At 71.9% G+C, this 13064-nt stretch carries 13 protein-coding genes and 1 tRNA gene; 13 read left to right on the forward strand and 1 reads right to left on the reverse strand.

The window, feature by feature from the left end:
- Positions 1–46: 46 nt before the first annotated feature.
- The gene (locus ABZY31_RS01200; protein ID WP_356403361.1) at positions 47–883 is read right to left on the reverse strand and encodes a glycerophosphodiester phosphodiesterase; all 837 of its coding nucleotides are present in this window, start codon (positions 881–883) and stop codon (positions 47–49) included.
- 241 nt (positions 884–1124) lie between these two features.
- Between ABZY31_RS01200 and ABZY31_RS01205 the strand changes: the two genes are divergently transcribed.
- The 13 genes from ABZY31_RS01205 to ABZY31_RS01265 all read left to right on the forward strand — a co-directional run bounded on the left by ABZY31_RS01205 (position 1125) and on the right by ABZY31_RS01265 (position 12902).
- Positions 1125–2750, forward strand: coding sequence for a trypsin-like peptidase domain-containing protein (locus ABZY31_RS01205; protein ID WP_356403364.1), 1626 nt, complete (start codon positions 1125–1127; stop codon positions 2748–2750).
- A gap of 69 nt (positions 2751–2819) precedes the next feature.
- A complete protein-coding gene (locus ABZY31_RS01210) occupies positions 2820–3725 on the forward strand; it encodes a LysR substrate-binding domain-containing protein (RefSeq protein ID WP_356403367.1) in 906 nt (301 codons plus the stop codon).
- Positions 3726–3846: 121 nt separating this feature from the next.
- Positions 3847–4401: a cysteine dioxygenase family protein gene (locus tag ABZY31_RS01215; RefSeq protein ID WP_356403370.1), complete on the forward strand. Its 555-nt coding sequence runs from the start codon at positions 3847–3849 to the stop codon at positions 4399–4401.
- A complete protein-coding gene (locus ABZY31_RS01220; RefSeq protein ID WP_356403372.1) occupies positions 4401–5453 on the forward strand; it encodes a putative sulfate exporter family transporter in 1053 nt (350 codons plus the stop codon). Before ABZY31_RS01215 ends, ABZY31_RS01220 begins: the two co-directional genes overlap by 1 nt.
- A 77-nt stretch (positions 5454–5530) precedes the next feature.
- A tRNA-Ser gene (locus tag ABZY31_RS01225) sits at positions 5531–5617 on the forward strand.
- A 221-nt stretch (positions 5618–5838) separates the two neighbouring features.
- The gene (locus ABZY31_RS01230; protein WP_356403375.1) at positions 5839–6189 is read left to right on the forward strand and encodes a DUF6344 domain-containing protein; all 351 of its coding nucleotides are present in this window, start codon (positions 5839–5841) and stop codon (positions 6187–6189) included.
- A 716-nt stretch (positions 6190–6905) separates the two neighbouring features.
- Positions 6906–7217 carry a hypothetical protein gene (locus ABZY31_RS01235; protein WP_356403378.1) on the forward strand — a complete coding sequence of 104 codons (312 nt, stop codon included), beginning with the start codon at positions 6906–6908 and terminating at the stop codon, positions 7215–7217.
- Between the two features lie 176 nt (positions 7218–7393).
- On the forward strand, positions 7394–8551 hold the full coding sequence (locus ABZY31_RS01240; RefSeq protein WP_356403381.1) for an acyl-CoA dehydrogenase family protein: 1158 nt from the start codon (positions 7394–7396) through the stop codon (positions 8549–8551).
- Between the two features lie 80 nt (positions 8552–8631).
- Positions 8632–9570 carry a bifunctional MaoC family dehydratase N-terminal/OB-fold nucleic acid binding domain-containing protein gene (locus ABZY31_RS01245; protein WP_356403693.1) on the forward strand — a complete coding sequence of 313 codons (939 nt, stop codon included), beginning with the start codon at positions 8632–8634 and terminating at the stop codon, positions 9568–9570.
- Positions 9570–10634, forward strand: coding sequence for an acyl-CoA dehydrogenase family protein (locus tag ABZY31_RS01250; protein WP_356403384.1), 1065 nt, complete (start codon positions 9570–9572; stop codon positions 10632–10634). The genes ABZY31_RS01245 and ABZY31_RS01250 overlap by 1 nt, the downstream gene beginning before the upstream one ends.
- 18 nt (positions 10635–10652) lie before the next feature.
- Positions 10653–11060 carry a MaoC family dehydratase gene (locus ABZY31_RS01255; protein ID WP_356403386.1) on the forward strand — a complete coding sequence of 136 codons (408 nt, stop codon included), beginning with the start codon at positions 10653–10655 and terminating at the stop codon, positions 11058–11060.
- Positions 11057–12223, forward strand: a complete 1167-nt coding sequence (locus tag ABZY31_RS01260) for a lipid-transfer protein (protein ID WP_356403389.1) — start codon at positions 11057–11059, stop codon at positions 12221–12223. Before ABZY31_RS01255 ends, ABZY31_RS01260 begins: the two co-directional genes overlap by 4 nt.
- 133 nt (positions 12224–12356) lie before the next feature.
- On the forward strand, positions 12357–12902 hold the full coding sequence (locus ABZY31_RS01265; protein WP_356403392.1) for a SigE family RNA polymerase sigma factor: 546 nt from the start codon (positions 12357–12359) through the stop codon (positions 12900–12902).
- Positions 12903–13064 lie beyond the last annotated feature (162 nt).

The raw sequence follows: 13064 nt of genomic DNA on the forward strand, positions 1-13064 counted from the left end.
CCCTGTGACGAGAGGTGAAGGGGTGACGGGTGAGCAAATAGGGACGTCAGCGCCCAAGTTGGGACAGAACTTGGCGGGGGCGGTTCGTAATGATCGCTTCCACACCCAGATCAGCGCAGAGCTGAACGTCTTCGGGTTCGTTCACCGTCCACACGTGCACGGAGTGGCCCGCGGCCTGCAGTTTGCGGATGAAGCCGGGGTGGTTGCGGACGATCCGCATCCCCGGCCCCGCGATCCGCACCCCGGCGGGCAGCCGTCCGTCCCGCATCCGCGGCGAGACGAACTGCATCAGGTACACGGTCGGGATCGTCGGGGCGGCCGCGCGGACGCGGTGCAGCGAGCGGGCCGAGAAGCTCATGATCCGCACCGGGTGCGGGCCCTCGGCCGGCGGCGAATCCAGCCCGAAGCGCTTGAGGAGGAACAGCAGCCGCTCCTCCACCTGTCCGGCCCAGCGGGTCGGGTGCTTCGTCTCGATCGCGAGCTGTACCGGCCGCCCGGCGTCCGCGACCAGCTCCAGCAGCCGCTCCAGGGTGAGGACGGAGGTGCGCTCCGGATCGGGCTCCTTGCCGTACTCGCCGGCGGCGCCGGCGCCGGCGTCCCAGTCGGGGGACTCGTCGCGGTCCTTCCAGGAGCCGAAGTCGAGCGCGGTGAGGTGGGCCAGTTCCAGGGCCGAGACCGCGCCGCGGCCGTTGGACGTGCGGTTCACGCGCCGGTCGTGCACCAGCACGAGATGCCCGTCGGCGGTGAGCCGGACGTCGCATTCGAGGGCGTCGGCTCCGTCCTCGACGGCTTTGCGGTAGGCGGCCAGGGTGTGCTCGGGAGCGTCTTCCGAGGCGCCGCGGTGGGCGACGACCTGGATGGGGCGCGGCGTTGCGTGGGTCACCGGGTCATGGTGCCACCGCGCGCAACCCCGGCGCCGGGCGGGACCTTGGAGATGCGTCCGAAATGCCCGGGATAAAGGATGGGGGCGGGACGCACAGGTCCGGCTTACAGTGCTCTGACGGTTGATGGTAAAGGCTTTGCCCAGGAACTTGTATGACTGCTCGAACGTTCACCCGGACCGATGGTCCGCCGGATGTACCGTCCGAGATCCAGCAAGCCGTGTGTGACGAGGAGAGAGCGCTGTGAGCACCGAGAACGAGGGCACCGCGGCCCCGACGCCCCCCGCGGCCCCGTCCGCACCTCCCGTGCCGGTGGCCGCGCCGACCCCCGGGCCCGTGGCTCCGGCGGACGCGGCTCCGGCGGACGCGGCTCCGGCGGATCCGCGCCCCGTGGACGCGCCCCCCGTGGACATGGGCAAGACCCCGGCCGCCGCCGATCAGGGGTACGCCACCGGGCCCGTGCCGGGCGAGCACGCGACCCAGCAGTTGCCGACGACCCCGGCGGCCGACGCGCAGCTGCCGCCGACTCCCCCCGCGGACCCGTACGGGACCGCTCCCGCGGCCCCCGTGACCGCCGCGTCCGGGGACCCGTACGGCGCACCCGCCGCTCCCCCTGCCGCACACGGCGCCGGGGCCTGGCCGCCGCCCCCGCCGACCGCCGCGGGGTACGCAGCCACGGGCCATGGTGGTGGCAACGGCGCCGGTGTCTGGGGCGCTCCCCCGCTCGGCGGCGCTCCGCAGCCCAAGTCGAAGGGCCGGGGTGGCCTGATCGCGGCCGTGCTGGCGGCCGCCCTGCTCGCCGGCGGGGTGGGCGGCGGCATCGGTTACAAGCTCGCCGACGGCGGCCTCGACGGCGCCGGCTCCACCACGGTCAGCTCCTCCGGCGAGACGCCCAAGGACCTCAAGCGCGAGCCCGGCTCGATCGCGGGCCTGGCCGCCAAGGCGCTGCCCAGCGTGGTCACCATCGAGGCTCAGGGCGGCGATGGCGAGGGCGGCACGGGCACCGGCTTCGTCTACGACGAGCAGGGGCACATCCTCACCAACAACCACGTGGTGGCCTCCGCCGCCAACGGCGGCAAGCTCTCCGCCACCTTCTCCAACGGCAAGAAGTACGACGCCGAGGTCGTGGGCCGCGCCCAGGGCTACGACGTGGCCGTGCTGAAGCTGAAGAACCCGCCCGCGGGGCTCGTCCCGCTCGCGCTCGGCGACTCGGACAAGGTCGCGGTGGGAGACACGACCATCGCGATCGGCGCCCCCTTCGGCCTGTCGAACACCGTGACCACCGGCATCGTCAGCGCCAAGAACCGCCCGGTGGCCTCCGGCGACGGCGCGGGCAACAAGAACTCCTACATGAGCGCCCTCCAGACGGACGCCTCGATCAACCCGGGCAACTCCGGCGGTCCGCTGCTGGACGGACGCGGCGCGGTCATCGGCATCAACTCCGCCATCCAGTCGGCGGGCAACGGCGGCTTCGGCGGCGGCCAGGCCGGTTCGATCGGCCTCGGTTTCGCCATCCCGATCAACCAGGCGAAGAACGTCGCCCAGCAGCTCATCAAGACGGGCAAGCCGACCTACCCGGTGATCGGCGTCTCGGTGGACCTCCAGTCCAAGACGGACGGCGCCAAGATCTCCGAGCAGGGGGCCTCCGCCAACGAGCTGGTCGACCCGGCCGGTCCGGCGGGCAAGGCCGGCCTCAAGCCCGGCGACGTGATCACCCAGTTCGGTGACAAGCCGATCGACAGCGGCCCGACGCTCATCAGTGAGATCTGGACGTACAAGCCCGGCGACACGGTGAAGCTGACGTACCTGCGCGGCGGCAAGGCGACCACGGTCGACATCACGCTCGGATCGCGGGTGGGCGACAAGTAGTCCCGTCGGGAGGGGGCGGGGGCGGAATTCCGTCCGCGCCTCCTCCCAACATCCGCTTATGCTTCGGACGTGTTCGATTCGCGGCACATACGGACTTTTCACGAGGTGGTCGCCTCCGGGTCGTACTCGGCGGCCGCCCGCGTCCTGGGCTATACGCAACCCGCGATCACCCAGCAGATGAAGGCCCTCGAAAGAGCCGTCGGCACCCCTCTGTTCACCCGGGTGGGTCGCCGCATGCAGCTCACCGAGGCGGGGAACTCCCTGGTCCGGCACGCGGAATCGATCCTCGGCTGCCTCTCCGCCGCCGAGGCGCAGATGAAGGCCTACGCCCGGCTGCGCGCGGGGAGGGTGCGGCTGTGCGGATTTCCCAGCGCCAACGCCACTCTGGTCCCCGAGGCCTTGTGCGGGCTGGCCAAGGACCATCCCGGGGTCCAGGTCGAGCTGCTGGAGGGCGAGCCGCCCGACTCGCTGCGCAGGCTGGAGCGGGGGGAGTGCGACATCACGCTGGCCTTCACCTACCCCGGGCTGCACGAGGAGGTCCCGGAGGAGGTGGCCGAGGTCAGGCTGCTGGAGGACCAGCTGACGGTCCTGCTGCCGACCGGCCATCCGCTGGCCCGGCGCCGGGCCGTGCACCTGGCCGACCTGGCCGAGGAGCGGTGGATAGCGGGCTGTCCGCGCTGCCGGGCCAACCTGCTGCACGAGTGCGCCGAGCTGGGGTTCGTTCCCGACATCCGGTTCTCCACCGATGACAACCTGGTCGTGCAGAGCCTGGTGGCCCAGGGGCTCGGGGTCGCCATGATGCCCGCGCTGGTACTGCCGTCGCTCTCCCTGAACAAGGTGTGCGGACGGCCCCTGGCGCCGGTGGCCCGCCGCCACATAGCGGCCTACGTCTACCGGGACCACCTGCGCATACCGGCGACGGTCGCCGTCTTGGACGAACTGAAGCGCGTCGCCGCCAACCGCGTCGGCTGCTGACCGGCCCGGCGGCCCGCTGCCCCGCACCGCCCGCTCCACTCCCCCATTCATAAGCGCGCCTTGGGATTTCGGGTAAAAACTGTCGTTGGACGTGATGAATCGGCTGGCGGACGCTGCCGGTATGACCACCACCACGCCGGCCCGTACCACCGCGAGGATGGCCGCCCTCGTCGCTGAGATCCGTACGGTCGTGGACCGGGGGCTGGCCCCCGACCTCACCGCCTACCTCGTCGGTGAGCGCGTCGCGCCCCAGCTGGGGACGCCCGACCTGCTCACGCCGGAGCAGTGCGAGGGGCACCCGGACCGGTACCGGCAGCACGTCCTGCACGCGGAGCCGGACGGCAGTTTCTCGGTGGTGGCGCTGGTGTGGCTGCCCGGGCAGGAGACGACCATCCACGATCACGTCTCCTGGTGCGTGGCCGGGGTGCACGAGGGCGAGGAAAGCGAACTGCGTTACCGGCTCGTCCCGGCGACGGGAAGTCGGGGTGCCCGACTGGTGGCGACGGAGAAGGTGGTCAACGGCCCGGGCGACGTCTGCGGCTTCGCCCCTCCCGGCGACATCCACAAGGTGCGCAACTCCTGTCGCACCAAGGCGATATCCCTGCACGTCTACGGCGCCGACGTGGCCCGGCTGGGCAGCAGCGTCCGCCGCGTCTACACGCTCCCCATCGACTGATGGCGCTGCTGAACCGGCCCGCGCAGCGCGCCGGAGCGGTCCGGCCTGTTTCACGTGAAACATCCACCCCCTGGCCCGGGTTGGCGACCGCCGTGGCCGGGGCGGCGATCGCGTGGGGCGTGCACCGGATCCTGCCGGCCGTGCCCTGGCTCACCGCTTCCGTGGTGCTCGGCATTGCCGCCGCCCATCTCCCCCGGGCACGGACCTTCGTCCGCGGCACCGCCCGGCCGGGCCTGTCGCTCGCCGGACGGCGGCTGATGCGGATCGGCATCGTCCTGCTGGGTCTGGGGCTCGGTCTGGACGACGTGCTGGGGCTGGGCTGGGCCACGGTGGCGATGGTGGTCGCCGTGGTCGCGGCGACCTTCCTGGGCACGCTGTGGCTGGGCCGGCGGCTCGGGCTGCGCGGCGACCAGCCGCTGCTGATCGCGACCGGCTACTCGATCTGCGGGGCCTCGGCTATCGGCGCGGTCAGCGAGGTCTCCGGCAGCGACGAGGAGGACGTGGCCGCCTCGGTCGCGCTCGTCACCCTGTGTGGAACCCTCGCGATCGCGATACTCCCGCTGCTCCAGGGGCCGCTGGGCCTCACCGACCCGGAGTTCGGCCGCTGGGTGGGGGCCGGCGTGCACGACGTCGGCCAGGTCGTGGCCACCGCCCAGACCGCCGGGCCGGACGCCCTCGGGGAGGCCGTGCTCGTCAAGCTGATGCGCGTGGCCCTGCTGGCCCCGCTGGTGGCGGCCGTGGCCTTCTCGCTACGGGCCCGGCGGCGCGGGGTGCGGACCGCCTCGGGTCGGCGCACGACCCCGGTCCCGCTCTTCGTCGTGGGATTCCTGGCCGCGGCCGCGCTGCGCGCCACCGGCATCCTGCCCGGCGCCGCGCTGGAGGGGGCGCACGTGGCCCAGGAAGCCCTGCTGGCCGCCGCGCTGTTCGGCCTGGGGAGCGCCGTCCACCTGCCGACCCTGGCCCGGACCGGCGGCCGGGCCGCGGTGCTGGGGCTCAGCGCCTGGGTGGTGGTGGCGGGGGTCTCGTACGCGGGCGTGCTGCTCACGATGTAGCCCCGGCGCGCGGCGCTTGATCGATCCGCGCCCACGGCCTCCACCCGCCCCACCCGGCCGGTACTCTGTACGCGCCAGGTGGGTTGCCCGAGCGGCCTAAGGGAACGGTCTTGAAAACCGTCGTGGCAGCGATGTCACCGTGGGTTCAAATCCCACACCCACCGCAGGTGAACGGCCCCTGACCGGACTTCCGGTCAGGGGCCGTTGTGCGTGTGGTGGGGGTTCCGGTGCGGGTGCCGACGGGGTTCCGCAAGTGGTGATGGGCCGACCGAGTGGTGTTTGTCGGAAGATCGGCGCGGGTGTCGGACGCGCTGCGGTTGCGGTCACATCATGACGAATGTATTCAGATCCACCCGTCGGAACATCCTGGAATGAGGGGTTCGTCATGGCCGGCACCACCATCTTCACGTCGATCTGGACCAGTGTCCTCGCCGCACTCGTGGCGCTCTTCGCAGCCCTGGGGCTCGGTGGCAGCGCGGCTGCGCCGGCCGCCGCTTCGGTCTCCGCCCCCGCCGCTCCCGCCGTCCCGGCCGGATCCGTGGCGCGGACGATGGCGGCGCAGGCGCGGCGGAGCTGGCGGGCGATGATGCGGGGCGGATCGCTGCCGCCGACCATCGCCCAGCGGATCCGTGCCGAGGCCCACGGTTCGACGCCTTCCGTACGCCGCCGCTCCACGACCGCCGCGTCCCACGCCCAGTCGGACCGGTCGCTGGATGCGCTGGAGCTCGTCGCCTGACGTGGGGCAGGAGGAGCGGAAGCCGTCCAACCGGCTGGCAATTGAGCGGCCAGCATTGAGCGGTCGGTAGGCAGTTGCCTAGCAGGTAGCAGGTAGCAGGTAGCAGGTAGCAGGTAGCAGGCAGCAGGCAGCAGGCAGTAGCCGGTAGGCAAGTGGTCAGTGGGCCCGATGTGGTGGTGCGCCCGGTAGCGCGCACGGTCGGGCAGGGGCCTCGGCAGAGGCCTGGGTAACGGCGTAGGGCAGAGCCTCCAGCAGGCCGCCCGATGTGGCACGGCATTCGGCACGGACTTCGGACGGACATCAGGCCGGCGAGAGCGCCCACGGGGCGTACCGCTCGGCTGCCCCGGCGAGCACCGGGGGCGTGCAGGGGGCGCGCGAGCGCGCGTGCAGGACCGCAGACCCGGGAGACGGTGGGGTTCCCGGACGGAGCGGTCCTCTTTGGCATGCCCGGGGCCGGTGGAATTGGCGAAACGATTCGCCCCTTGTGTGCCGGGAGTTACGGATGGTGCGCCTGCTGTGTGCTGGGGCACCGGGGGCGCGAAGAGGGTTTATCCGATGTTGCTCATGCTTGCGGGGGAATCGTGGGCTCCGGGGTGGTTCGCCGGGGATTCGGTGGGCAACTCTGATCCAGCGACGTCGTCACCACACAGCGATCGAGGCGGTCGGCCAACTGCCTTGTTAACACACCCATTTCGGGTTCTCTGGAGGATAAAGACATGGCAAGCATCCGTACCGCCCGCGTCATCGCCACCGTCGCCGCGCTTCCCTTCGCCCTCGCCCTCTTCGGCGGGGTGGCGCAGGCCGACAACGGCGGCTTCGCGAACGACGGATCGAATGCGAGCGTCGCCAGCATCATCGGCAGCGGCGTCGGCGGGAACAACAATGGCAACTCCGCCACCACCCAGCAGATGGCCACCGGCGCCGGCGCGTCCAACCAGAACAACTCCGCACAGGTCAACGGCTCCGCCTTCACCGCCATCCATCAGTCGAACAGCAACGTCGCGGTCAACTTCCACCCCTGGTGGTAGAGGCCTGCTGAACGCTGAGGGCGCCCGTGCGACCGGACCGGCTGGGGTCCGGTAGTGCGGGCGCCCTCGCGCGCGCCGGGGGTCGTCCCGCGGTGCGTTCCCGACCTTGACATCAGCGGGGAATCTGACGGACAGTCAGGTTCCTCGATGATGTGTGATGCCGGGAGGCCCGCGCCGTGCACCTCGCCCCGACCGAAGAGCAGTTGCGGCTTCGTGCCGAACTGCGCTCGTACTTCCGGACCGTGATGCCGGACGGAGTCCCTCAGGATCCGGACGCTCAGCGCGCCCTGCTGCGCCGCATCGGCGCCGACGGGCTGCTCGGCCTCGGCTGGCACGTCGAGTACGGCGGTCAGGGGCGCGGCCCGGACGAGCAGTTCGTCTTCTTCGACGAGGCCTACCGGGCCGGGGCGCCCGTGTCCATGGTCACGCTCAACACCGTCGGTCCGACGCTGATGCGCTACGGAACCCAGGAGCAGAAGGACTTCTTCCTCCCCCGGATCCTCAAGGGAGAGATCGTCTTCGCGATCGGCTACTCCGAGCCCGCGGCCGGCACCGATCTGGCCTCCCTGCGCACCAAGGCCGTGCGCGACGACGACGCCGGCGAGTGGGTGATCGACGGACAGAAGATCTTCACGTCGAACGCGCAGCACGCCGACTGGATCTGGCTCGCCTGCCGCACCGACCCCGAGGCTCCCAAGCACAAGGGGATCTCCATCATCCTCGTCCCCACCGACGCCCCGGGCTTCTCGTGGACGCCCATCGACACCGTCGGCGGACTGACGACCACCTCCACCTACTACGACGGCATCCGCGTCCCCGCCGGAAACCTCGTCGGCCCCGAGCACGGCGGCTGGGGTCTCATCACCAACCAGCTGAACCACGAGCGCGTCGCCCTCGCCGCCATCGGCATGCAGGCGGAGGACTTCTACGACGCCGCCCTCGCCCACGCCCGCACCCCCGACCCGGCCACGGGCGATCGCCCGGCCGACCGCCCCTGGGTGCGGTCGCGGCTCGCCGAGGCACACGCGCGGCTGGCCGCCGTACGCCTCCTGAACTGGCGCCTCGTCCAGGACGTGGGCGAGGGCAGCCTGGCCCCCGGCGACGCGAGCGGCGTGAAGTTCCTCGGTACCGAGTCGACCGTCGAGGTGTACCGGATGTGCCAGGAGGTGGTGGGCGAGGAGGCGCTCGTACGCGGCCCCGACGCCTTCGCGGGCGGCGAGCTGGAGCGGATGAACCGGGCGGCCCAGATCAACACCTTCGGCGGCGGTGTGAGCGAGGTCCAGCGCGAGATCGTCGCCATGATGCGGCTCGGCATGAAGGGGAGGAAGCGGTGATCGCGACACCACGGAGCCAGGGCGGGGGAGGGGGCGGGAGCAGGGGCCCGGCCCCGCACCACGACGACGCGGAAGACCGGCTGCACCCGCTGCTGAAAGCCTTCGAAGGCCGTGCGGCGGCCACCTCGGGCCGGGGCAAGGACCCCGTCAACGAGCCGATGATCCGCCACTGGTGCGAGGCCATGGGCGACACCAGCCCCGCGTACACCGGCCCCGGCGCGACGGCCCCGCCCACGATGCTCCAGGCCTGGACGATGGGCGGGCTCTCCGGCCACACCGACCGCTCCTCCGCCTACGACGAGCTGTTCGTCCTCCTGGAGGGCGCCGGATACACCTCCGTGGTCGCCACCGACTGCGAGCAGGAGTACCTGCGGCCCCTGCGCCCCGGGAACACCATCACCTTCGACGCCGTGATCGAGTCCGTGTCCCCGCGCAAGAGCACCGCACTGGGCACCGGGTACTTCGTGACCACCCGGATGGACATACAGGCCGACGGCGAACTCGCCGGGACCCACCGCTTCCGCATCCTGAAGTACGCCCCCGCCACCACCGCCCCCGGGCCCACCACGCCAGCGGAGGACCGGTCGCGGGCACAAACGGACGCCAAGGCAAAGGCCAAGGCCCTGCGGCCCCGCCCCGTCGTCAACCGCGACAACCAGGGCTTCTGGGACGGAGTCAAGGAGCACCGGTTGCTCATCCAGCGCTGCGCCTCCTGCGCGGCCCTGCGTTTCCCCTGGCTCCCCGGCTGCAACGACTGCGCCTGCCTGGAGTGGGACACCGTCGAGGCGTCCGGCGCCGGGACGGTGTTCAGCTACGTGGTCATGCACCACCCGCCCTTCCCCGCCTTCGATCCTCCCTACGCGGTGGCGGTCGTCGAACTCGCCGAAGGCGTCCGGATGGTCAGCAACATCACCGGCCTCCCCTACGACAAGGTCCGCATCGGCATGCCCGTCCGACTGGAGTTCCTGCGCGTGGACGAGGAACTGGAACTGCCCGTCTTCCGGGGGAGTGAGGGCTGATGGACTTCCGGCCCACCGAGGAGCAGACCGCCGCCGTCGGTCTCGCCGCGCGGATCTTCCGCGATCTGTCCACCCATGAGCGCCTCGCTGCCGCGGGTACCGGCACGGACGCCGAGCTGTGGAAAGCGCTCGTGGGCTCCGGGCTGATCACCGCGGTCGAGGACATCGGGCTGCTGGGCCTGGTGCTGCTGCTGGAGGAGCAGGGGCGCACCACCGCCCAGGTCCCCTTCGCCGCCACCTGCGTGTACGGACTGCTCGCCGTCGCCGCCCACGGGAGCGAGGAGCAGCGCGCCCGCCTGCTCCCCGCCCTCGGCGCGGGTGACGTGGTGGTCACCGGGGCCTTCCCGGCACGCGGCCGCTTCACGGCGGACGCGCACGGCCGCCTCACCGGGGTGGCCCCGGCCGTGCCGTGGCTGCGCGATGCCACGCACGTCCTGGTCCCGGACGCCGACCGGGCGCTGTGGCTCGTACGGACGGACGCCCCCGGGGCGGGGACGGCGCGGGAGGAGACCACCGCCCCGTGGTCGGCCGGGCGGCTGACCCTGACCAGCGCCCGAGCCGAACGGCTCGGGGACGGCGCTCCACCGGTGGCCGGAGCGGAAGAAGGGCCCGGCGGGGCGTACGAGGCCGTGCTCGCGGGCGCGCGGACCGCGTTCGCGGGGCTCCAGGCGGGCGTCTGCGCGGGGTCGCTGGCCCGGGCCGTCGCGTACACGAGCGAACGCGAGCAGTTCGGCCGTCCGCTCTCCACCAACCAGGCGGTCATGCTGCGCGCCGCCGACGCGTACATGGACACCGAGGCCATCCGGGTGACGGCGTACGAGGCGGCCTGGCGGATCGACCAGGGGCTCCCGGCGCGCGAACACGCGCTGACCGCCGCCTGGTGGGCCTCGGAAGCGGGCAAGCGGGTCGTGCACGCCGGTCAGCACCTGCACGGCGGTATGGGCGCCGACCTGGACCACCCCGTCCACCGGCACTTCCTCTGGGGGCGCCAGCTGGACGCGTACCTCGGCTGTGGCAGCGAACTACTGGAAGAACTGGGCGCCGTCCTGGCGCGGGAGGTCTGAGGGATGGAAGCCGATGGGATGAGGGTGGGCGACCGCCTGCCGCCGCTGGAGATACCGGTCACGCGCACGCTGATCGTGGCGGGCGCGATCGCCTCCCGCGACTACCAGGACGTGCACCACGACGCGTCGCTGGCGCGGGAGAAGGGATCTCCGGACATCTTCATGAACATCCTGACGACCAACGGGCTGGTCGGCCGGTACATCACCGATCACCTCGGGCCGGGCGCCGTGCTGCGCAAGGTGGCGATCCGGCTGGGCGCGCCGAACTACCCCGGCGACACCATGACCCTCACCGGTACGGTCACCGCGGTGGCCGAGGACACCGTCGAGATCAAGGTGGTCGGCGCCAACGGCATCGGCCACCACGTCACCGGTACGGTCACCGCCACCCTGCCGTCCCCGACCGGGAAGGGGGCCGCGGCATGAGCGTCCGCACCCGGGATTCCCTCGGGGGCCGCGCCGCCATCGCCGGGATCGGCGCCACGGAGTTCTCCAAGGACTCCGGCCGCAGCGAACTGCGGCTCGCCGTCGAGGCCGTGCATGCTGCGCTCGACGACGCGGGTCTCAAGCCCGCCGATGTCGATGGCATGGTCACCTTCACGATGGACACCAGCCCCGAGATCACCGTCGCCCAGGCCGCCGGGATCGGTGACCTCTCCTTCTTCTCCCGCGTCCACTACGGCGGCGGGGCCGCTTGCGCCACCGTCCAGCAGGCGGCGCTGGCCGTTGCCACTGGCGTCGCCGAGGTCGTCGTCTGCTACCGCGCCTTCAACGAGCGCAGCGGCCGCCGCTTCGGCAGCGGAGTGCAGCAGCGCGAGCCGTCGGCGGAGGGCGCGGCCCTCGGCTGGTCCCTGCCCTGGGGCCTGCTCACCCCGGCCTCCTGGGTGGCCATGGCCGCGCAGCGCTACCTGCACGTCCACGGGCTGACCCCCGAGGCCTTCGGGCACGTGGCCGTCACCGGCCGCCGGTACGCCGCGACCAACCCGGCCGCCTGGTTCCACGGCAAGCCCATCACGCTCGCCGATCACGCCGCCTCCCGCTGGATCGTGGAACCGCTGCGGCTGCTGGACTGCTGCCAGGAGACGGACGGTGGCCAGGCGATCGTGGTCACCAGCGTGGAGCGGGCCCGGGAACTGCGGCAGGCGCCCGCCGTCATCACGGCCGCGGCCCAGGGTGCGGGGCGCCGCCAGGAGGCGATGACGAGCTTCTACCGGGACGACCTCGCCGGCCTTCCGGAGATGGACGTGGTCGCCCGCCAGCTGTGGCGCACCAGTGGGCTGCGCCCCTGCGACATCGACGTCGCCATCCTCTACGACCACTTCACGCCGTTCGTGCTGATGCAGCTGGAGGAGTTCGGCTTCTGCAAGCCGGGGGAGGCCGCCGATTTCGTCGCCGCCGACACGCTCCCGCTCAACACCCACGGCGGCCAGCTCGGCGAGGCGTACCTGCACGGCATGAACGGCATCGCCGAGGCGGTGCGCCAGCTCCGCGGCAGCGCGGTCAACCAGGTGGCGGGCGCATCCCACGCCCTGGTCACGGCCGGTACCGGGGTGCCCACCTCCGGTCTGATCCTGGGCACGGACGGCTAGCGGGGGGAGCTGCGACCCCCGCCTCCTCCACCTTCAGGAGGTGGGGGAAACCCCCGTCCTACAACCTGAGAGGGACCCGGCTTCGGCACCTGCGGGCGATCCCCGGGGCGGCCGCCGCTCTTAGCGTGGGGGCATGACCACGCCAGTGTGCACGTACGCATCGAACCAGTCGTCGCACCCGTCGTCGTACCCGTCCTTCTCGTCGTACGTGCGGACCCGCGGGACATCCCTGATGCGCACGGCGCGGTCGCTGACCGCCAACCCCTGCGACGCCGAGGACCTGCTGCAGACGGCCCTCGCCAAGACCTACCTCGCCTGGGACCGGATCGAGGACCACCGAGCCCTCGACGGCTATGTCCGCCGGACCCTCGTGAACACCCGCACCTCCCAGTGGCGCAAGCGCAAGGTGGACGAGTTCGCCTGTGAGGAGGTGCCGGAGACGGACGTGAGCCCGGCGGCCGATCCCGCCGAGGCGCAGGCGCTGCACGATGCGATGTGGCGTGCGGTGACCCGGCTGCCCGACCGGCAGCGGGCCATGGTCGTGCTCCGTTACTACGAGGACCTGAGCGAAGCGCAGACCGCCGAACTGCTCGGGGTTTCCGTCGGCACTGTCAAGAGCGCCGTCTCCCGCGCTCTGGTCAAGCTGCGCGAGGACCCGGAGCTGAGCCCGGTCCGCTGAGTCGCTCGCTCCGCCCGGCCTCGGCCGCCCTCCGGACAGCTGCATGTTTCACGTGAAACAGACCCAGCCGCGGCATGTTTCACGTGAAACAACGAGTCTCCCCCTCCGGGTAGTGACATGCCGAGCGGTACGTGAGCAGAATCGGCAGCATCTGTAGCCGTC

Source organism: Streptomyces sp. NPDC006529 (assembly GCF_040611795.1).
Lineage (GTDB): Bacteria > Actinomycetota > Actinomycetes > Streptomycetales > Streptomycetaceae > Streptomyces.